This window comes from Yimella lutea (assembly GCF_006715095.1).
Lineage (GTDB): Bacteria > Actinomycetota > Actinomycetes > Actinomycetales > Dermatophilaceae > Yimella > Yimella lutea.
Genome location: NZ_VFMO01000001.1, coordinates 844,097 through 864,913 on the forward strand (window position 1 = coordinate 844,097; position 20,817 = coordinate 864,913).

The window sequence follows — 20,817 nt, forward strand, 5'->3', positions numbered from 1 at the left end:
GTCAGTACTTTTTCCAGCGCACCCAGACCGCGTAGTCGACCTCGGCGCCTTCGTGCGAGGCAAGGATCTGCTCGGCGTGGTGCCTGTCGAACTCGATGCCTACGACCGCCTCGAAATCCGCGCGGGTCTCGAACTTCCAGCGCATCAACACCGGGATCTTCGACCAACCCTGACGTTCCCAGAACCGCTCGACCGACACCAGGTCGTAGGTCGGCCATGCCTCGCGGAACCACCGCCCGAAGGTCGAGCGGGACGCGTCGTTGTCGACGACGAACGCGACACCGTCCGGCGCCATGACGCGGTCGAGCTCTTCCAGCCCCGGCTCGCAGCCGCCGCCGAAGAAGTACGCCCACCGGTTGTGCATCACGTCGACCGAGTGCTCCTCGACCGGCAGCATCTCCGCCCCACCGAGCCGGACGTCGACATTCCGGATGCCGCGCACCCGTGCCTGCGCGGTGCGCACCAACGGTTCGTGCGGCTCGACCCCGATCACGGACTCTGCCGTGCGGGCCAGCTCGGGCAGGTGGAAGCCGGTGCCGCAGCCGACGTCGAGCACCCGGGCACCGTCGAACGAACGCACCGAACGCATCGCGTCCCAGATCAGCCCGTCGGGATCGACCCCGCGGTTCTCGATCTCGTAGATGTCGGGGTGGTTCCAGATGTTCGGTGACGGAATCGCTTGGTAATCAGGCAAGTTCAGATCTTCCGACGATTCTGCTTCTCCGCGGCGAGAGTTGCAGGGTGGACGAGCAGGGGCAGCATCTTGCGGTTGCCCGGACGACGCGCGACCGCAACCGCGGCCAGGTGGGCCTCGCATCGCCGAACCAGTTCTGCATAACCGGCCTCGCCCATCAGATGTTTCAGCTCTCCGGCATTCGAGACGTACAGCGGGTTCTTGCCGACGTGCGCCTCGGGGTTGGCCGAGCAGTACCAGTCGAGGTCATGTCCACCCGGACCCCAGCCGCGACGGTCGTACTCAGTGATCGTCACCTCGGTGTACGTCGACTCGTCGTTGTGCGTGACGGTGCGGAAGTCGCGCCGAATCGGCAGCTGCCAGCAGACGTCCGGCTTGATCGTGTGCGGCTCGATACCTTCGGCCATCGCGTGCTGATGCAGAGCGCATCCGGCGCCGGCGGGGAAGCCCGGCCGGTTGAGGAAGATGCATGCGCCGTCGACCACGCGGGTCTTGGTGGCGCCGTCCTCCTTCTGCGTCCAGCCCTTCTTGGAGCGGCCCTCGTCGTAGTACTGCCATTCGTCCGGACCGAGGTTCTTCGCGGCCTGCTTGACGTTCTTCAGATCGTCCTTGTCGCTGAAGTGGGCGCCGAGCGTGCAGCACCCGTCGTCCGGGCGGTCCTCGTAGATGCCCTGGCAGCCCTGGCCGAAGATGCACATGTAGGACGAGGTGAGCCAGGTCAGGTCGACCCGGAACCGTTCGGTCGCGTCGTCCGGGTTGTCGAACTCGGCCCAGACCCGCGGGGCACGAAGGGGTGTCTCGGTCACCGGCGCATTCTCCCTTACCGGTAACCTCGCCTCATGCGCCTGGGTGTGATCGACGTCGGATCGAACACCGTGCACCTTCTCGTGGTCGACGCTCACCAGGGCGCACGTCCGTTGCCGGCGTTCTCCCACAAGCGCGAACTGCGGCTGTCGGAGTACACCGACGACAGCGGACACATCGCCGACGCGGGCATCGATGAACTGGTCACGTTCATCGGGGAGTGCCAGGCGATCGCCGACGACCACGGCATCGAGGAACTCCTCCCGTTCGCCACGAGCGCGATCCGTGAGGCGCCGAACGGCGAGGACGTGATCGAGCAGGTGCGCTCGCGTTCGGGTCTCGACATCCAGGTGATGCCGGGTGAGGACGAAGCACGCCTGACCTTCCTCGCGGTACGTCGCTGGTTCGGCTGGTCGGCCGGGCGCCTGCTCGTGGTCGACATCGGCGGCGGCTCACTCGAACTGGTCACCGGTACGGACGAGGAGCCCGACGTCGCCATGAGTCTGCTGCTCGGCGCCGGACGCCTGACCCGAACGATGCACGGCGACCCGCCCTCGGCCGCCGAACTCAAGGTGCTGCGCAAGCAGATCCGGTCCGACATCGCCCGCGAGATCCGTCCGCTGACCAAGGCCGGTCTGCCCGACCGGGTCATCGGCACCAGCAAGACGATTCGCTCGCTGGCTCGCATGTGTGGCGCCGCGCCCTCGGACGAGGGGCCGTACGTCCGCCGCACGCTCTCGCGCGATGACCTGCGCACGATGGTGCCCAAGTTGTCGACGATGACTGCGGCACAACGAACTTCGCTGCCCGGTGTCTCCGAGAGCCGCTCCCACCAGGTGCTTGCCGGTGCCATGGTCATCGAGGCCGTGATGGACCTGCTCGACATCGCCGAACTCGAGTTGTGTCCGTGGGCGATGCGCGAGGGCGTGATCCTGCGCCGGCTGGACTGGCTGGACGACTGAGTGGGCGTCGTTGACGTGCCGGACTCCCGCGTGGCGCTGTCGACCTCGTCGGTCTACCCGCTGGGGGTCGTCGGTGCGTTCGATCTCGCCGACCGGCTCGGGTACGACGGCATCGAAATCATGGTCTGGACCGACCCGATCAGCCAGGAGTCGGGTGCACTCAAGCGCCTCATCGACCACTACGGACTACCGGTCGTCTCGATCCATGCTCCGACGTTGCTGCTCACCCAGCGGGTGTGGGGCACCGAACCCTGGGGCAAGGTCGACAACTCGGTGAAGCTGGCCCAGGAGGTCGGCGCCGAGGTGGTCGTCGTGCACCCGCCGTTCCGGTGGCAGAAGGAGTACGCCGCGGAGTTCGTCGAGGGCATCGCGCAGCGGGAGGACGAGACCGGCATCGCGATCGCGGTGGAGAACATGTTCCCCTGGCGGGCCCGTGGGCGTGAGATGCAGGCCTACCTGCCGCACTGGGATCCGGTCGGCGAGTCCTACCGCAATGTGACACTCGACCTGTCGCACACCGCGACTGCCGGGTCGGACGCCGTGCAGATGGTGCACGACCTCGACGAGCGGCTGCGCCACATCCATCTCGCTGACGGCCTCGGGTCCTTCAAGGACGAACACCTCGTGCCCGGACGCGGTGGCCAGCCCTGCGCGGAAGTGCTGGAACTCATTGCCGCCCAAGGATTCTCCGGTGACGTCGTGGTGGAGGTCGGCACACGCAAGCTCACCGACGACGATCGCGAACTCGACCTCGCCGAGGCGCTCGCCTTCGCCCGATTGCACCTGGCGGCGCCTACGGGCTGAGCCCCCGCCGGGCCCTGCGGCCACTGTGGCAAGGCGAATGTCGCGCAGAAACATGGCGGTAACCAAACCGCGCTAGGTTCGCATGCGTGAAAGGGATCTTCGAGGCGTACCGGAACCGCCCCGACACCTACGACGAGATGTACGCCGAGGACGCCACCACGCGTCCGGCGTATGTCGAGCTCAGGCGTCAGGTCGAACGGCTGACCCCGGACGACATGCGTACGCGAGCCGACTACCTCTCGCACACGTATCTCGACCAGGGCGTCACGTTCGACATCGGTGGCGAGGAGCGGCCGTTCCCGGTCGACATCATTCCCCGTCTCATCGACAACAAGGCCTGGTCGCACGTCGAAGCCGGTGTGGCGCAACGGGTTCGCGCACTCGAGGCATTTCTGGGTGACATCTACGGAGAGGGCCAGGTCTTCAACGACGGCGTGATCCCGCGTCGCGTCGTCACCAGCAGCCCGCACTTCCTGCGCGCCGCGAAGGGCATCAACCCTCCTGCCGGCGTGCGCGTGCACGTCGCCGGCATCGACCTGATCCGGGACGCGAAGGGCGATTTCCGGGTGCTGGAGGACAACGTCCGCATTCCCTCCGGTGTCTCCTACGTCATGACGAACCGGCGCGCGATGTCCGCCGGTCTGCCGGAAGCCTTCGCGCACCACCGAATTCGCCCGGTCACGCAGTACCCCGGCAAGTTGCTCGCCGCCCTGCGCGCCTGTGCTCCGTCCGGTATCGGCGATCCGAGCGTGGTCGTGCTTTCTCCTGGCTCCTACAACCCGGCCTACTTCGAGCACGCCTTGCTCGCTCGTCTGATGGGTGTCCGCCTCGTCGAAGGACGCGACCTCGTCGCACAGGCCGGACGGGTCAGCGTGCGCACCACCAACGGCCTCCTGCCGGTGCACGTGATCTACCGCCGGGTCGACGACGATTTCATCGATCCGGTTCATTTCAAACGGGATTCTGTACTCGGCGTGCCCGGCCTGCTGAACGCGGCCCGTCGCGGCAATGTCGCCATCGCCAACGCGGTCGGCAACGGCGTCGCCGACGACAAGCTCGTCTACACCTACATGCCCGATCTCATCCGTTATTACCTGGCGCAGGAGCCGATCCTGCCCAACGTCGACACCTGGCGGATGGAGGACGAGGACCACCGCGAAGAGGTGCTCGACCGACTCCACGAACTCGTCGTCAAGCCCGTCGACGGGGCCGGCGGCAAGGGCATCGTGATCGGCCCGCGGGCCACCATGCAAGAACTGGACGAACTGCGCGCCCGCCTCCTTGAGGACCCTCGCGGCTGGATCGCCCAGCCCGTCGTCCAGCTGAGCACCGTGCCGACGTTGATCGGCAGCGAGTTGGCGCCGCGTCACGTCGACCTGCGTCCGTTCGCGATCAACGACGGGGAGAAGGTCTGGGTGCTGCCCGGCGGCCTGACCCGCGTCGCGCTGCCCGAGGGCGAGCTGATCGTCAACTCCAGCCAGGGTGGCGGCTCGAAGGACACCTGGGTGCTGGCTCCCGAGCCCGGCGACCCGATCGTCACCCCCGAGCCGGCCGATGAGTCGGCGGTCCTGCACCCTGCACAGCGGACGGCGCGCGCTGCCGCTGAACGCGAGGCGACGGAGGAAGCCGCAGAGACGGCGGAGGTCGTCACCCCGGGCTTCTCGCAGTCACAGGCCCAGTCACAGTCCCAGGGTTCGGCGCAGCGGTCGGCTCACCCCGGTCTGGACGGCGGGATGCAGAGACAGTCCCAGAGCCAGTCGCAAAGCGGTGGTGGCTCGCAGAGCCAGTCCCAGTCGCAATCGTCGCAGTCGGACGAGCCGGTCGAAGCCGGACCCCAGGAGCAACCCCAGATCGAACTAGATCCGGACGTCGAGGACGAGGGGGCGCTCTAGATCATGCTGAGTCGAATCGCTGAATCCCTCTTCTGGATCGGTCGCTACATCGAGCGCGCCGAGGCCACCGCCCGCATCCTCGACGTGCACCTGCAGTTGCTCGTCGAGGACCCGGTGCTCGACCGTGACGCCACCTGCCAGTCGCTGCTCGCGGCCATGGCCGTCGGGCACGACGGTCCGGCCGACGTGGACGAGGTGTTGCGCTACCTGCTGACCGATTCCCAGCAGCCGTCCGCGATCGCGTACGCGCTCACAATGGCCCGCGACAACGCGCGTCGGTCGCGCGAGATCGTCTCGACCGAACTGTGGGAGGCGCTCAACACCACCCACCTGCAGGTCGCCGACGGCCAGCTCGCCTCGATGCGACCGGCGGACGCGTTCCGTCTGGTTCGGGAGCGAGCGAACATGATTGCAGCGCTCGCCGACAACACCCAGAGCCACGACGACGGGTGGCAGTTCATCCGCCTCGGCCGGATGATCGAGCGGGTCGACATGACCGCCCGGGTCATCCTGATGACGACGTACGGCACCGGTTCGGCAGCGTCCTGGCAGGTCACCCTGCGCGCCTGCGGTGCCGCACACGCGTTCACCCGTATCTACCGGGCGTCCGAATCTCCCCGCTCCGCCGCCGAATTCCTGCTGCAGGACCGGTTGTTCCCGCGATCTGTCAGGTACTCACTCAACGAGGCGGCCACCTGCCTCGAGGAACTCAATCCCAAGCAGCACCGCACCGGCTTTTCCGGCGATGCGCGCCGCATCGTGGGGCAGGCCCTCGCCCAGCTGGAGTACCGCTCGATCAGCGACCTGCTCGGCGACGTCGCCAGCGAGATGGAGTCGCTGCAGCGGGTGTGCGCACAGGCGACCGAGGCAGTGTCCAAGCGTTACTTCGAGGGAGCTCTCCCTCCCGAGTGGATCCGAGGTGAATCGTGAGCGTGACCCTTCGCCTGGTCCACCGGGCCGGCTATACCTACTCCGGACCCGCCGTCGCGTCGTACAACGAGGCGCGCATGGTGCCCAGATCGACTCTGGCACAAACGGTTTCGCACACCAGGATGGAGATCACCCCGACGCCGTGGCAGGACTCCTGGGTCGACTACTGGGGCAGTAATGTCACCACCTTCGAGCTGCACGAACCGCACGGTGAACTCAAGGTCGTCGCCATCAGCACGGTCACCGTCCACCGCACCCCGCAGGAGGGCGAGCACCTCGGCTGGGACCAGATGCAGGAGAAGTCGGTCAGCGACGAGTGCGGCGAGTTGTTGGAGTGTTCGGGCCACTGTGGCGCGGTCGGCGAGTTCGCTGCGGCCATTCAGCGGATCCGGAACGAGGCCGACACCCCGGCGACGTTCGTCGAGTCCGTCGTTGCCGCGCTGCACGAGAAGGTGACTTACCGCCCGGAGCGCTTCTCGCACGCACCCCAGGCCGCGAAGGTCTGGGACGCGGGGGAGGGCGGCTCCACCGATTTCGCGCACATGATGATCACCGCGCTTCGATCCGCCGGGATCCCGGCCCGTTTCGTCGTTGGTTACCTGCTGCGTGACAGCGAGGTGCCGATCGGCGAAGTGATCACCGGTCACGGTCACTCGTGGATCGAATGGTGGGACGGCACATGGATGGCGTACGACCCTGCGATGCAGCGGGAGCCGGACGACTTCTACATTGAGGTCGCACATGGACGCGACCACACCGACGTCGCGCCATTGCGGGGCATCTTCACCGGGACGCCCGGCAGCAAGATGTCCGTCACGGTGGAAATCAGCCGACTGGCCTGACCACCGAACGAGCTGAAGGAGAAGTCATGGTCGACCCGAGTGCTGTGCTGCGCAGCGGACTGATGGGTCTCAGCCGCAACACCAAGGTGCGTGACGTCGTCGAGAAGGCGCCGGTCAGCAAGGACGTCGTCAAGCGGTTCGTCGCCGGTACCTCCACCGAGGACGCCGTGCGGGTCAGCCGTGAGCTCGACGTGGAGGGCAAGCTCGCCACCATCGACTTCCTCGGCGAGGACACCCTCGACCGTGCGCAGGCGATCCACACCCGTGATGCCTACCTCGATCTGCTCGCCGAGCTCGCCGACGCCTGCCTCACCGACGGCGGACGTGTCGAGGTCAGCGTGAAGCTCAGCGCACTCGGCCAGGCCCTGCCCAAGGACGGTCGCAAGCTCTCCCTGGAGCACGCTCGCTCGATCTGCGAGGCCGCGGCGATCGCCGGCACCACGGTGACTCTCGACATGGAGGATCACACCACCACCGACGCGACGCTGGAGACCCTCGCCGAACTGCGCAAGGACTTCCCTGACACCGGCGCCGTGCTGCAGGCCTACCTGCGCCGCACCGAGGGTGACTGCCGCGACCTCGCGTACGAAGGCAGCCGCGTCCGCCTGTGCAAGGGCGCGTACGCCGAGCCGGCGTCCGTCGCCTTCGCCGACAAGGGCGAGATCGACATGAACTACGTGAAGTGCATGCGGGTGTTGATGGAGGGCGAGGGCTACCCGATGATCGCCAGCCACGACCCGCGCATCGTCGAGATCGCCGGTTCGCTGGCGACCAAGAACCTCCGCGCCCCCGACTCGTTCGAGTACCAGCTGCTCTATGGCATCCGCCCGAACGAGCAGCAGCGTCTCGCGGACGCCGGAAACCAGGTGCGCGTGTACGTCCCGTACGGCGACGAGTGGTACGGCTACCTGGTGCGTCGCATGGCCGAACGACCGTCGAACACGGCGTTCTTCCTGCGTGCGCTGAGCAGCCGCAACTGAACCCCGTCCGTTCCATCCCGGAGGTACCAGTGTCAGAATCCTCGGCACCCGCGGGCACCCCGCGTCGCCTGGCCGTACTCGGCGTCGGCGTGATGGGGGAGGCCCTGCTCGCCGGTCTGTTGCGCAGCGGTCAGCCCGCTGATCACGTCGTGGTCGGTGACCGGTACGAGGCCCGCGCGCATCAGATCGTCGCCACGCACGGAGTCCGGGCCGCGTCCCCGGCGGACGCCGTCGTAGGTGCCGACACAGTGGTGCTCGCGGTGAAACCACAGGACATGAGTGCGCTGCTGGACGAGATCCGCGACCGGCTCGAACCGGGAGCGCTGGTGGTTTCGATCGCCGCCGGAATCGCCACGGCGTACCTGGAGGCGCGGTTGCCCGAAGGGACCCCGGTCGCCCGCGCGATGCCCAACACCCCGGCGCTCGTTGATCAGGGCATGGCCGCGGTCAGTCCCGGAACTCATTGCGGCGCCGACGATCTCGCCGAGGCGACCCGTCTGCTCGAGGGCTGCGGCAAGGTGGTCACGGTTGCCGAGCACCACATGGACGCGATCACCGCGATCAGCGGCAGCGGCCCCGCGTACCTGTTCTACGTGGTCGAGGCGATGATCGAGGCCGGCGTGCTGCTCGGGCTGCCGCGCAACACCTCCACCGAGCTCGTCGTCCAGACCGTCGTCGGCGCGGCCACCATGCTCAAAGAGACAGGTGAGCACCCGACCGTGCTGCGCGAGCAGGTGTCCTCACCCGGGGGAACGACGATGGCGGCGTTGCGGCAACTGGACGACCACAAGGTGCGCGCAGCGTTCCTGACCGCGATGGAAGCCGCCGCACATCGCTCCGCCGAACTGGCCCAGGGCTGACCGCGCACACCTGGCCGGGCGTGTCGTCGGTCCTGCCGGATAGGCTGCAGCCGCGACTTCCCTCCCGGAGCCGGAAGGAAATGCTTGGCATGGAAAGGTGGACTGCATGAGCGAAATCACGATTCGCGCGCTTGGTACGGACGAGTGGGAGACCTACCGCTCCGTTCGCCTGAGCTCGCTGGAGGAGTCGCCCGAGGCCTTCGCCGCCTCCGCAGCCCAGGAGAAGGACTACGACGAGGACTTCTGGCGTACTCGCCTGGAGCGCTCCCGTCGGTTGATCGCGCAGGACGGTGACGACATCGTCGGAGTGGTCTCCGTCGGAGACCGCAGCACCGACGAGGCGCGTGTGGGCGAACTGTTCGGACTCTGGGTCACCCCGCGCCTGCGTGGCCAGGGTGTGGCCTGGAAGTTGGTCGAGGCCGGCGTCGAGAAGGCCAAACAGGAGAGCTACAAGTTCCTGCTCTATTGGGTCGGCACCGACAACGGTCGGGCCGTCGCCTTCGCGAGCAGCTTCGGATTCCGTCCCACTGATTCGCGTCGTCCGATGAAGGGTGCCACTCAAGACACCCAGGACGACGATGAGATGGCGATGGTCTACCCCCTCGGCGACGACCCGTCCTCGGTGCCGTCGTCGGTCCTTGACTGATCCTTCGTCGCCGGCGCAGGAACACCACCTACTCGTAGAAGCCGCAGGCGCCCATGGCATCGACAACGCCGTCGGTCCGAGTCGTCTGGGATGACCGATTCACCCAGTACGACTTCGGGGAAACGCACCCGATGAACCCGGTCCGGTTGGACCTCACCACCCGGCTGGCACGCGCGCTCGGCGTGCTCGACCTGCCTGGCGTCGAAGTGGTCGGTGTCGACGACGAACCCGATCTCGACGCCTTTCTCACGGGGGTGCACAGCCCCGACTTCGTCGAAGCGGTCAAGGCCGCCTCCCTGGATCCGGCGAATGCCGACGAGCGCTTCGGGCTCGGCACCGAGGACGACCCGGCTTTCGTCGGCATCCATGAGACCTCCGCCCGCATCGCCGTCGCGACCCGCGACCTGTGTAAGGCCGTCTGGCAGGGCGAGATAGACCACGGTGTCAACTACTGCGGCGGCATGCACCACGCGATGGCTGACCGCGCCGCCGGCTTCTGCATCTACAACGATGCCGCTCTCGGCATCAGGTGGCTGCTCGACAACGGCGCCGAACGCGTCGCCTACATCGACGTCGACGTGCACCACGGCGACGGCGTCGAGCAGATCTTCTGGAACGACCCGCGGGTGCTGACCATCTCGGTGCACGAAACCGGACGAATCCTGTTCCCCGGCACCGGTTTTCCCGGTGACATCGGTGGTCCGGACGCCGAGGGCTCGGCTGCGAACCTCGAACTCCCGGCGGGTACCGGGGACGCTGCCTGGCTGCGGGCGATCCACGCGGTGGTGCCGTCGCTGGTGCGCGCGTTCAAGCCGCAGATCCTGGTGACCCAGCAGGGCTGCGACTCCCACTACTCCGACCCGCTCGCGCACATGGCGATCAGCATCGACGCTCAGCGCACCGCGTTCGAGACCATCCACGACCTGGCTCACGAGGTCTGTGACGGACGCTGGGTCGCGCTCGGCGGAGGAGGCTACGAACTGGTCGACGTCGTCCCGCGCTCGTGGACGCACCTCACCGCGATCGCCGCGCACAAGCCGATCGATCTTGAGGCGCCCGTCCCGCAGGAGTGGCGCGACCACGTCACAGAGCGCGTCGGGCGCCCGGGCCCACCGCGGATGGGCGACGGCGTGGCCGAGGGCGGGCATGTCTGGTTCCGCTCCTGGGCCACCGGCAGCGACCCCGACAACCCGGTCGACCGCGCCGTCATGGCCACCCGTGAAGCGGTCTTCCCGCACCATGGCCTGGACATCTGGTTCGATTGAGATCTCCCCACAGGGCACCGACGCGGAGCGGCCGGGCAGTATTTCGAGCGGTTTCGGCCACTGTCGGCGTGTCGGATGGACAAAGTCCCCCCAGAACTTTCCGCGGGGGCCCATCTGCCCCTATGGTGCTCCAAGGCAACATCAACCACATGAGTTCAGCGCAGACCGCCCTGGGCCATAGCTTCCATTGCCACGAGAGGGCTGGGATCCTAAATGGAGCAAGAGCGTCAGATCGGCGAGACCACATTCATGACGGTCGCCGAGGTGGCCGCGATCATGCGGGTCTCCAAGATGACGGTCTACCGCCTCGTGCACGCCGGTGAACTACCGGCCGTCCGTGTCGGTCGGTCGTTCCGAGTACCCGAGGACGCGGTGCACCACTACCTCAAGCAGTCCTACATGGGCACCGCCTGATTTTCCGGCCTCGCCGTCGATGGCGTAAAGTAGCCCGAAGGGCTCGCGCCCACTGACTTTTCTGTTCCTCGATAACCAGTTAGGACACCGCTGACGCATGGGTTCCGTGATCAAGAAGCGCCGTAAGCGCATGGCCAAGAAGAAGCACCGCAAGTTGTTGCGCAAGACGCGTCACCAGCGCCGTAACAAGAAGTAAGGCTTCTTCGCCACAAGATGGCTCCGTCCGATTCGGACGGGGCCTCTTGCGTAGGGTGTCGAACGCATAGGATCGGGGCGTCGAAAGGGGTGAGCATGGGACGGATCGTGCTGGTCACGGGCGTTTCGCGCCGGATCGGTGGTCGCACCGCCGAATTGCTGTCCAGCGACCCCGAGATCGAGAAGGTCATCGCGGTCGACGCGGTACCGCCCTCGCACAGCCTGGGCCGTGCCCAGTTCGTGCGCGCCGACATCCGCAACCCGATGGTCGGCAAGGTGATCGCCCATGAGGGCGTTGACACAGTGCTGCACCTCGGCGTGATCCTCACCCCCAAACAGGCCGGTGGACGCACCTCCCAGAAGGAGATCAATGTCATCGGGACGATGCAGTTGTTGGCCGCCTGCCAGCGCGCGTCCTCCCTGCAGCGGCTGGTCGTGAAGTCGTCGTCCGCGGTCTACGGCTCCTCGCCGCGCGACCCCGCGATGTTCACCGAAGAACTACAGGCCAGGCGGATGCCCGCCGGTGGATTCGGCAAGGACTCGGCGGAGGTCGAGAACTACGTGCGCGGCTTCGCGCGCCGTCGTCCCGACGTCCAGGTCGCCACCCTGCGCATGGCCAATGTCGTCGGACGCGGTTTCCGTAGCCAGCTGTCCGATTACTTCTCGATGCCGATCATGCCGGTACCGATGGGGTTCGACGGACGGATGCAACTACTGCACTTCGACGACGCGCTGCAGGCGTTGCGCGCCGCGACATTGTCCGATCTCGACGGCACGATCAACATCGCGGCCGACGGACTGCTCACTGTCCGTCAGGCTGCGCGGATCGCCGGCAGGCCGATCGTCCCGGTCGTGCCTCAGACAAGCGGTCTGGTCGAGCAGCTCACTCGCCGGGTCGGACTCAAGGGCTTCGCGGCGTCCCAGATGGACTTCCTGTGTTACGGGCGAGGAATGGACACCAGTCGAATGCGCACCGAGCTCGGGTTCGAGCCCGCACTGACCACACGTGAGGCGTTCGCCGACGTGTTCGCTTCACCATCACGACGCGCGGCCTTCGTCGGAGCTGCGCATGGCTGAGCCCAAGGGCCGCAAGCCGGCTGCCAAATCCGCTGCGAAGCAGGTGCCATCGGCCAAACCGGCGTCCAAGCGCGCCACCAAGGCGTCGACGCCGCGCAAGACAACGGCCAAGCCGCTGCGTGCTGCCGCGCGAACCGATGACTCGCTCGGCTCGAGGACGACCCGTCGGCCCACCCGGTCGTCAGTACAGACGAAGGCGAAGTCGCCGCGTCCGGCGCTGCACGTCGTGCCCGACCCGGCGCCCGATCGGGAGGAGGGGTTCGCCGCCACCGGCAATCCGTTCGCGAACAAGCTGCCGTTCGAGCTGCCGGTCGACCCGGCCACCCTCGTACAGACGCTGATCTCGGTACTGCGCGCGGCAGGCACTGCCGCCGGGTTGTCGGGTGATGACCTCGAACGCCGGGTCGCGTCCGCGCTGGCCTTCCTGCGGCGACGGCTCAACGGTGACTACGCGATCGACGATTTCGGTTTCGACGAGGAGTTCACCCGCGAGATCTGGATCCCGTTGCTACGGCCGCTGTACAAGCGCTGGTTCCGGGTCGAGGTGCGTGGCATCGAGAACATCCCGGCCGAAGGCAGGGGCCTGGTGGTCGCGAACCACTCCGGCACCGTTCCGGTCGACGGACTGATGACCCAGGTCGCGATCCATGACGAGCACCCGAACCACCGTTTCGTGCGGATGCTCGGAGCCGACCTGGTCTTCCAGTCGCCGTTCATCGGAGAGTTGTCCCGTAAATCCGGCACCACGCTGGCGGCCAACCCCGACGCCGAGCGCTTGCTCGAATCGGACGAACTGGTCGCCGTCTTCCCCGAGGGGTTCAAGGGCGTCGGCAAGCCGTTCAGCGACCGCTACCGTCTGCAGCGCTTCGGTCGCGGTGGCTTCGTGTCCGCCGCCGTCCGTGCCGGTGCCCCGATCATCCCGTGTTCGATCGTCGGGGCAGAGGAGATCTTCCCGATGATCGGCAACGCCAAGAGCGTGGCCAGGCTGCTCGGTTTCCCCTACTTCCCGATCACCCCGACGTTCCCGTTGTTCGGCCTGCTCGGTGCGATCCCGTTGCCGAGCAAGTGGATCATCGAGTTCGGCACGCCGATCGAGACCGAGCACCACGGCTCTGCCGCCGCCGATGACCCGATGGTGTTGTTCGACGTCACCGACCAGGTGCGCGAGACCATCCAGCAGACGCTGTACTCCCTACTGCTGGAACGACGTTCGGTCTTCTTCTGATGGCGCGCGTCACCCTGTACGGCAGGCCCGGCTGCCACCTGTGCGACGACGCCCGCACGGTGATCCAGCGGGTCTGCGCCGATCTGGGGGAGCAGTACGAGGAGTTCTCGATCGAGGGCGACGCCGACCTGATGCACACGTACGGCGAACTGATCCCGGTCACGCTCGTCGACGGCAAGCAGCACGACTACTGGCGGGTCAGCGAGTCCCGACTGCGTACTGCCCTCACCGCCTGAAACTGTTCGCGAAGGCCGGGGGTGGCCATACCACAGAGGCCTTGTAGCACGTTTCGCGCGTTCATGCGACTTTGTGCCTGCGTTCACGAGGACTTACTCTCGGGGGGTCATGTGCCAGGGATGACGAGCGTTTGGTATACGCCGCCATCTCATCGGGAGGAGATTCGTTCCCTGTGACCAACACGTCCGCGTCGCGCCGGGACATCCCGGATGCGACCGTCGCTCGGCTGCCGGTGTACCTGCGGGTGCTCCGTGCCCTCAGCGGCCGCGGGGTCGACGTTGTGTCCTCGAACGAACTGGCTGACGCCGCAGGCGTTCGCTCCGCTGGTCTGCGCAAGGACCTCTCCTACCTCGGCTCCTACGGCGTGCGTGGTGTCGGTTACGACGTCGAGCGCCTGTCGGAGGAGATCACCCGCGAACTGGGCCTACAGAGCGACTTCGCCGTTGCCATCGTCGGCATGGGCAACCTCGGCCGCGCGTTGGCCGACTACCGCGGATTCGCCACTCGCGGCTTCGAGGTGCGCTGGCTCATCGACAACGACCCGGCCCTGACCGGCATCCATGTGGGTGCTCTGGCGATCGTCGACTTCGACGGCTTCCGCCCTGCCGCCGACGAGTCGGTCATCGGGGTGATCGCCACGCCGCCGCACGCTGCGCAGGCCGCCGCCGATGCTCTGGTGGCCCGCGGCGTCCGCTCCATCCTGAACTTCGCCTCGGAGCCGCTCGATCTGCCGGAATCGGTCGCCGTGCGCAAGGTCGACCTCGCCACCGAACTGCAGATCCTGGCCTTTCACGATCAGCGCACCCGTCCCGAGCCTGCTCCCCTTGTGGAGGTTCCTTCGTGAGTCTCCTGGTCGTTGGGTTGTCGCACCGTTCGGCGCCCGTCGAGTTGCTCGAGCGCGCCGCCCTGTCCGGTGAGCGCGGCGCGCGGCTGGACGCCGTGCTGCGCGGCGGCGACCACGTCGAGGAATGGATGATCGTGTCCACCTGCAACCGGGTGGAGATCTACGGCGAGGTCGGCACCTTCCACGGTGCCGTCACCCAGATGAGCGAATCGCTGTGCGCGGTAACGGGACTCAGCCTCGAAGAGCTCGGCGACAGTCTGTACGCCCACTACGAGGAGCGGGCGATCGCGCACCTGTTCTCCGTGGCCGCCGGGCTCGACTCGCTCGCGATCGGCGAGAGCCAGATCCTCGGTCAGTTGCGCAGTTCCCTGCAGGACGGCCGCGAACACGGGCACCTCGGAAGTGCGCTGGAGAACGTCGCCCAGCAGGCGCTGCGCGTCGGCAAGAAGGTGCACGCCGAGACCGAGATCGACCGGGTCAGCAAGGGTCTGATCGAACGTGGAGTTGCGCTCGCCGAACACCGGATCGGCCCGATCCAGCGGGCCCGTGCGACGGTCATCGGTTCGGGTGCGATGAGTGCGCTCGCCACCCACACCCTCAGCCGGATGGGCGTGGAGAACATCACGATCGTCAGCCGGACGCTGGAGAACGCGCGCCGCCTGGCTGCGGCCACCGGCGCCACCGCGCGAGAGTGGGACGAGCGTGCCGACGCGGTCGCCGAGTCCGACTTCGTCGTGTCCTGCACCGGAGCCGTAGGACATGTCGTCGAGATCGAGCACGTCACCGGCGGCGACCGTCCGAAGGTCTTCCTCGACCTCGCACTGCCCCGCGACGTCGACCCCGCGGTCGCCGTCCTCGACGGAGTCACCGTGCTCTGGCTCGAGGACCTGCGCGAGGTCACCGAGTCCGAGGGCTCGCGCTCGCAGGTGCACGCCGTCGAGGAGATGGTCACCGCCGAGGTCGCCGAGTTCGTGCTCAATCGGCGCGCCGCATCCGTCGGCCCGACCGTCGCCGCGATCCGCCGGTACGCCGCCGACGTGGTCGCGACCGAACTGGAACGCCTGGACTCCCGCGTCGAACTGGACGACCGCCAACGCGCGCAGGTGCAGCTCAGCGTCCACCGCATCGTGGAGAAGTTGTTGCACACCCCGACCGTGCGGATGAAAGAACTCGCGGGCTCCGAGGACGGCAGTGAGTACACCTCCCTGCTGCGCACGCTCTTCGACATCGACCCCTTCGTCTCGAAGGTGTCGTCCATCCCGCGACAGGTAGGAGGCGACTCATGAGCGCACTTCGGCTCGGCACCCGCCGGTCCCACCTGGCGATGACCCAGTCCGGTCATGTCGCCGACGCGCTGCGTGCGCTCGGTCACGAGGTCGAACTGGTCGAGATCGTCACCGAGGGCGACACCAACCGCGCCCCGCTGACCCAGATCGGTGGCACGGGAGTCTTCGCAGCCGCCCTGCGCGAAGCGCTGCTGCAGGGCGAGGTCGACCTCGCGGTGCACTCGCTCAAGGACCTCCCTGCTGCGGGGCATCCCGGCCTTACGGTCGCCGGTATCCCGCGACGAGAGGACCCGCGTGACGCCTTGGTAGCCCGCGACGGACTGACCCTCGGCGAACTTCCTCCCGGCTCGAGCATCGGCACCGGCTCGCCGCGCCGCGTCGCAGCGTTGAACGCGCTCGGCCTCGGCTTCGAGGTGCGGCCGCTGCGCGGCAATGTCGACTCCCGCTTGGCGCGGGTCAGCGACGGCGAACTGGACGCGATCATCCTGGCCTGCTCCGGGCTGCGCCGGATCGGACGGCAGGACCGCATCACCGAGGCGATCGACCCGCTGCAGATGCTGTCGGCCCCGGGGCAGGGCGCACTCGCCATCGAGGTGCGCGCGGACGACCGCCGGATGATCGACATCGTCGGCGCACTCGACGACGCCGACACCCGAGCCGCCGTCACCGCCGAACGAGCCGTTCTGCTCGGACTCAAGGCAGGGTGCTCGGCACCCGTCGGTGCGCTCGCCGAAGTCGTCGAGGACGTCGACGGCAGCCTGGAGATCTCGCTTCGGGCGTTCGTCGGAGCACCCGACGGCAGCGATGACCTGCGCCGCTCGATCACCGGCCCGTTCGACAAGGCCGAACAACTGGGCCTCGACCTGGCACACATGCTGCTGGAAGACGGGGCGGACCGGATCATCGCCGACGCCGGTGGTGACGATGCGGTGGCGGGGAGCGTGCGAGCCGGCACCGGGGAGGAGCACCGGCAGAAAACACAGGCGCAGCATCACGGGGCGCACGAAATTGTCGCCGACGCGTCCGAACCCCCTCCCGGGCGACCAACCAACGCCGGCTCGGCCGGCGGCCCAGAAGTCCGAACAACAAACACCGACGCCATGGAGCGTGACAAGTGACCACCACCGCCAAGACGCCTGCAACAGTCGCCTTCGTGGGCTCCGGCCCCGGCGACCCCGGTCTGCTGACCGTGCGAGCCGCCAGCCTGCTGCGCCGCGCCGACGTCGTCGTCCTCGACCGGGTGGCTCGCGAGGACTTCGTCGCGAAGTTCGTCCGCGAGGACACCGAGATCGTCGACGCCGGCCACGGTGAGGCCGGCCAGGCTCTCACCACCGCCTCGCGTGCCAAGCTCGTCGTGAAGACGGCCAAGGCCGCGGCCAAGCTGGGCAAGGACGCTCTCGTCGTCCGCCTCATGGACGGCGACCCCGCCACCTTCAACGGTCTCGCCGAGGAGGCGACCGCGCTGCACAAGGCTGCGGTGCCGTTCGAGATCGTCCCCGGTGTCAGCGCTGCGTCCGCAGTACCGACATACGCCGGTATCCCGCTGACGCACAACGGTTCTCGCGCGGTGCACCTGCTCTCGCCGGGCGACTCCAAGGTCGACTACGCCAAGTCGGTCGCAGCTGACACGACCGTCGTGCTGTTCGGCACCGTGGATACCCTGCGTACCAGCTTCACCCGACTCCTCCAAGCCGGACGGGACGCCGAGACCGCGGTCGCGGTGACCGTCGACGGCACGACCATCCACCAGAAGACGCACACCTTCACCCTCGACACCGTCGACGCCGGCCTGAAGCTGCTCGCCGACGACGCCCAACTGGTCGCCGTCGTCGGTTCACCGGTCGACTACCGCGAGACGTTGTCGTGGTGGGAGAACAAGCCGCTGTTCGGGTGGAACGTCCTGGTGCCGCGCACCAAGGACCAGGCCGGTTCGATGACCGAGCGCCTCGGCGACTTCGGGGCGTCCAGTGACGTCGTTCCGACGATCAGCGTCGAGCCGCCGCGCACCCCGCAGCAGATGGAGCGCGCGATCAAGGGTTTGGTGACCGGCCGCTACGAGTGGATCGGCTTCACCTCCCAGAACGCGGTTCGGGCCGTGCGCGAGAAGTTCGATGAGTTCGGTCTCGACGCCCGGGCGTTCGCCGGTCTGAAGATCGCCGCTGTCGGTGGCATGACCGCAGAAGCGTTGCGCGAGTGGGGCCTTCAGCCCGACCTGGTCCCGTCCGGCGAGCAGTCCGCCAAGGGCCTGCTGGAGGAATGGCCGGAGTTCGACGAGTTGCTCGACCCGATCAACCGGGTCTTCCTGCCGCGCGCCGACATCGCGACCGACACCCTTGTGGCCGGTCTGCAGGAGATCGGCTGGGAGGTCGACGACGTGACCGCGTACCGCACCGTGCGCGCCGCGCCGCCGGCCCCCGAGGTGCGTGAGGCGATCAAGACCGGCAAGTTCGATGCGGTCTGCTTCACCTCGTCCTCGACCGTGCGCAACCTGGTCGGCATCGCGGGCAAGCCGCACGCCACGACCATCGTCGCGTGCATCGGTCCGGCCACCGCCAAGACCGCCGAGGAGCACGGCCTGCGCGTCGACGTCATGTCGCCGGAGCCGTCCGCCGAAGCACTGGTGGACGCGCTGGCCGACTTCGGTCGAAGCCTCGCCCTGTCGGCCGCCGAGGCCGGTGAGGCGGTCCGTCGCCCGAGCGAGCGGCGCACCACCTCGCGCCGCAAGGCCAAGGCCTGATCCGAAACCTTCACCGAGTGGCCGGGCTATGAACCAGTGGCCGAGCTATGGCCCGGCCGCCCGTTCATAGCCCGGCCACTCGGCGTTTGTCCGACAGAGCAAGGAGAAGCCGTGAACCCGATCGTCCGTCCGCGCCGTCTGCGGCAGAGTCCGGCTGTGCGCCGGTGGGTGTCGCAGACGCGTCTGCACCCGGCTGACCTGGTGCTCCCGCTCTTCGTGAAGGAGGGCATCAGCGAGCCGGCGCCGATCTCGTCGATGCCGGGAGTCGTGCAGCACACGCTCGACTCGCTGGTGGAGGCCGCACGCGAGGCGATCGACGCCGGCGTCGGTGGCCTGATGGTGTTCGGCGTTCCGGCCGAGCGTGACGAGATCGGTTCGGGCGCAACGGATCCGGACGGCATTCTCAATGTCGCGCTGCGTCGCTTGCGGGACGAATTCGGTGCGTCGACGGTGCTCATGGCCGACCTGTGCCTGGACGAGTTCACCTCGCACGGACACTGCGGTGTGCTCACCGAGACCGGTGCCGTCGACAACGACGCGACGCTGGAGATCTACGGACGGATGGCGGTGGCGCAGGCACGAGCCGGCGCTCACGTCGTCGGCCCGAGCGGCATGATGGACGGCCAGGTCGAGGTCGTGCGGGCCGCACTCGACGACGCGGGCTTCACCGACGTGATTGTGCTGGCGTACGCCGCCAAGTACGCGTCCGCCGCCTACGGACCCTTCCGCGAGGCCGTCGACTCCGCGCTGCAGGGTGACCGTGCGACCTACCAGCAGGACCCGGGCAATCTCACCGAGTCGTTGCGCGAAGTGCGCCTCGACATCGAACAGGGCGCCGATATCGTGATGGTGAAGCCGGCGACTCTCTACCTCGACGTCATCGCCGCGGTGAAGCAGACGTCCGACGTGCCGGTCGCCGCGTACCACGTCAGTGGCGAGATGGCGATGATCGAGGCCGCTGCCGCGAACGGGTGGATCGACCGCGACCGGATGGTGACCGAGCAGTTGACCGCGATCAAGCGTGCGGGTGCGCAGATCATCCTGACCTACTACGCCGCCGAGGTCGCGCGCCGTCTGGGCTGACCCGCGTACCCTCGACCTGGAAGAGTCCGCTCCAACCTTCGATTGGGAGGCCACCCGATGAGACTGCTCTCCATCGCCGCCGGTGCCACCGCGGCAGCAAGCATGCTCACAGTTGCCGGCTCCGCCGTGGCTGCTCCTGAGGCGGCGCCGAAGCTGACCCGCGTCGTCCCTGTGCCCGTCACCGCTGATCGCGTCGCGCTCGGTGTGGAGGTGAAGCACGCCGCCGATGACACGGCGGTGAAGGCGTACGACCGCGGACGGTTGGTCGGCACCGGCGAAGTCGCGAAGGGGAAGGCCGTTGTGCCGATCCAGCACACGCTTCGAGCAGAATCCGCGCCCCGCTCGATCGCCGTCGTGGTCGGCGACCACCGCAGGACCGTCACGATCGCCCTCGACACCGACGACCTGAAGCGCAGCCCGTGGTTCGTGGTCAACAAGCGACACGGCGCCGCCAGGTACGTGCCCAAGAAGCTGAAGGAGTTCGAGGGTGGGCGTCTCGAGGTTCGTGCTCTCGATGCCTATCGGCCGATGGCGAAGGCCGCCGACAAGGACGGATCCGGTTTCTGGGTGGCGAGCAGCTACCGCTCCGCGGAGCGACAGAAGCAGCTGTACGAGGGTTACGTCCGGCGCGACGGCGCCGAGAAGGCGGATACCTACTCGGCCCGTCCTGGCCACAGCGAGCACCAGACCGGCCTGGTGATCGATATCGCGAACGGCGTCTGCAATCTCGAACGCTGTTTCGCCGAGACCGCGGCCGGACGCTGGGCCTCCAAGTACGCGGCCGAGCACGGTTTCGTCGTCCGGTACACCCGTGGCAGCGACGAGGTCACCGGCTACCGGTACGAACCGTGGCACCTGCGCTACGTCGGACGTTGGTTGGCGACCTACCTGCAGGACTCCGACACCGACACCCTCGAGGAAGCGTTCGACCTCGACGATGCAGCCGACTACCCCCGACCCGTGGCCTGACCTGCACCGATGGCCAGTTGATCGTTGTACGACCGAGACCCCTGAGGGCCGGCCTGCGCGTAAGTTATCTG

Annotated in this window: 22 protein-coding genes; 20 read left to right on the forward strand and 2 right to left on the reverse strand. The window is 67.6% G+C overall.

What is annotated here, in order from left to right; genetic code table 11:
* Position 1 precedes the first annotated feature (1 nt).
* Both FB459_RS04020 and FB459_RS04025 read right to left on the reverse strand, forming a co-directional pair.
* A complete protein-coding gene (locus FB459_RS04020; protein WP_168990179.1) occupies positions 2–694 on the reverse strand; it encodes a class I SAM-dependent methyltransferase in 693 nt (230 codons plus the stop codon).
* Between the two features lie 2 nt (positions 695–696).
* Positions 697–1,500 carry a DUF3109 family protein gene (locus FB459_RS04025; RefSeq protein ID WP_129625194.1) on the reverse strand — a complete coding sequence of 268 codons (804 nt, stop codon included), beginning with the start codon at positions 1,498–1,500 and terminating at the stop codon, positions 697–699.
* Positions 1,501–1,533: 33 nt separating this feature from the next.
* Here FB459_RS04025 and FB459_RS04030 point away from each other — a divergent pair, with 33 nt between their 5' ends.
* The 20 genes from FB459_RS04030 (at position 1,534) to FB459_RS04125 (ending at position 20,746) form a co-directional block, all read left to right on the forward strand.
* Positions 1,534–2,460, forward strand: coding sequence for a Ppx/GppA family phosphatase (locus FB459_RS04030; RefSeq protein ID WP_129625195.1), 927 nt, complete (start codon positions 1,534–1,536; stop codon positions 2,458–2,460).
* The gene (locus FB459_RS04035; protein ID WP_141927539.1) at positions 2,461–3,264 is read left to right on the forward strand and encodes a sugar phosphate isomerase/epimerase family protein; all 804 of its coding nucleotides are present in this window, start codon (positions 2,461–2,463) and stop codon (positions 3,262–3,264) included. It begins immediately after the preceding gene.
* An 86-nt stretch (positions 3,265–3,350) separates the two neighbouring features.
* Complete coding sequence (locus FB459_RS04040) at positions 3,351–5,156, forward strand: circularly permuted type 2 ATP-grasp protein (RefSeq protein ID WP_425472282.1); 1,806 nt, start codon at positions 3,351–3,353, stop codon at positions 5,154–5,156.
* 3 nt (positions 5,157–5,159) lie between these two features.
* On the forward strand, positions 5,160–6,086 hold the full coding sequence (locus FB459_RS04045) for an alpha-E domain-containing protein (protein ID WP_129625197.1): 927 nt from the start codon (positions 5,160–5,162) through the stop codon (positions 6,084–6,086).
* On the forward strand, positions 6,083–6,928 hold the full coding sequence (locus FB459_RS04050; protein ID WP_136622854.1) for a transglutaminase family protein: 846 nt from the start codon (positions 6,083–6,085) through the stop codon (positions 6,926–6,928). Before FB459_RS04045 ends, FB459_RS04050 begins: the two co-directional genes overlap by 4 nt.
* A 26-nt stretch (positions 6,929–6,954) precedes the next feature.
* Positions 6,955–7,908 (forward strand): proline dehydrogenase family protein, encoded by a 954-nt coding sequence (locus FB459_RS04055; RefSeq protein ID WP_211345126.1) that lies wholly within the window; start codon positions 6,955–6,957, stop codon positions 7,906–7,908.
* A gap of 29 nt (positions 7,909–7,937) precedes the next feature.
* Positions 7,938–8,768, forward strand: coding sequence for a pyrroline-5-carboxylate reductase (gene proC / locus FB459_RS04060; protein WP_281279528.1), 831 nt, complete (start codon positions 7,938–7,940; stop codon positions 8,766–8,768).
* A gap of 106 nt (positions 8,769–8,874) precedes the next feature.
* On the forward strand, positions 8,875–9,414 hold the full coding sequence (locus FB459_RS04065) for a GNAT family N-acetyltransferase (protein ID WP_141927540.1): 540 nt from the start codon (positions 8,875–8,877) through the stop codon (positions 9,412–9,414).
* A 53-nt stretch (positions 9,415–9,467) separates the two neighbouring features.
* Positions 9,468–10,679: an acetoin utilization protein AcuC gene (locus tag FB459_RS04070; protein WP_141927541.1), complete on the forward strand. Its 1,212-nt coding sequence runs from the start codon at positions 9,468–9,470 to the stop codon at positions 10,677–10,679.
* 213 nt (positions 10,680–10,892) lie between these two features.
* A complete protein-coding gene (locus FB459_RS04075) occupies positions 10,893–11,093 on the forward strand; it encodes a helix-turn-helix domain-containing protein (protein ID WP_141927542.1) in 201 nt (66 codons plus the stop codon).
* Positions 11,094–11,190: 97 nt separating this feature from the next.
* Positions 11,191–11,289, forward strand: a complete 99-nt coding sequence (locus FB459_RS04080) for a 30S ribosomal protein bS22 (protein WP_003792170.1) — start codon at positions 11,191–11,193, stop codon at positions 11,287–11,289.
* Between the two features lie 95 nt (positions 11,290–11,384).
* Positions 11,385–12,365 carry an NAD-dependent epimerase/dehydratase family protein gene (locus FB459_RS04085; protein ID WP_141927543.1) on the forward strand — a complete coding sequence of 327 codons (981 nt, stop codon included), beginning with the start codon at positions 11,385–11,387 and terminating at the stop codon, positions 12,363–12,365.
* Positions 12,358–13,590 carry a lysophospholipid acyltransferase family protein gene (locus FB459_RS04090; RefSeq protein WP_141927544.1) on the forward strand — a complete coding sequence of 411 codons (1,233 nt, stop codon included), beginning with the start codon at positions 12,358–12,360 and terminating at the stop codon, positions 13,588–13,590. Before FB459_RS04085 ends, FB459_RS04090 begins: the two co-directional genes overlap by 8 nt.
* On the forward strand, positions 13,590–13,826 hold the full coding sequence (locus FB459_RS04095) for a glutaredoxin family protein (RefSeq protein ID WP_141927545.1): 237 nt from the start codon (positions 13,590–13,592) through the stop codon (positions 13,824–13,826). The genes FB459_RS04090 and FB459_RS04095 overlap by 1 nt, the downstream gene beginning before the upstream one ends.
* Before the next feature lie 173 nt (positions 13,827–13,999).
* Positions 14,000–14,671 (forward strand): redox-sensing transcriptional repressor Rex, encoded by a 672-nt coding sequence (locus tag FB459_RS04100; RefSeq protein WP_141927546.1) that lies wholly within the window; start codon positions 14,000–14,002, stop codon positions 14,669–14,671.
* Positions 14,668–15,957 carry a glutamyl-tRNA reductase gene (locus FB459_RS04105; RefSeq protein ID WP_141927547.1) on the forward strand — a complete coding sequence of 430 codons (1,290 nt, stop codon included), beginning with the start codon at positions 14,668–14,670 and terminating at the stop codon, positions 15,955–15,957. Before FB459_RS04100 ends, FB459_RS04105 begins: the two co-directional genes overlap by 4 nt.
* Complete coding sequence (hemC, locus tag FB459_RS04110; RefSeq protein ID WP_141927548.1) at positions 15,954–17,075, forward strand: hydroxymethylbilane synthase; 1,122 nt, start codon at positions 15,954–15,956, stop codon at positions 17,073–17,075. Before FB459_RS04105 ends, hemC begins: the two co-directional genes overlap by 4 nt.
* A complete protein-coding gene (locus FB459_RS04115) occupies positions 17,072–18,694 on the forward strand; it encodes a bifunctional uroporphyrinogen-III C-methyltransferase/uroporphyrinogen-III synthase (protein ID WP_141927549.1) in 1,623 nt (540 codons plus the stop codon). The genes hemC and FB459_RS04115 overlap by 4 nt, the downstream gene beginning before the upstream one ends.
* Positions 18,695–18,805: 111 nt before the next feature.
* Positions 18,806–19,777, forward strand: coding sequence for a porphobilinogen synthase (gene hemB, locus FB459_RS04120; protein WP_141927550.1), 972 nt, complete (start codon positions 18,806–18,808; stop codon positions 19,775–19,777).
* 57 nt (positions 19,778–19,834) lie between these two features.
* Positions 19,835–20,746 (forward strand): M15 family metallopeptidase, encoded by a 912-nt coding sequence (locus FB459_RS04125; RefSeq protein ID WP_246092310.1) that lies wholly within the window; start codon positions 19,835–19,837, stop codon positions 20,744–20,746.
* Positions 20,747–20,817 lie beyond the last annotated feature (71 nt).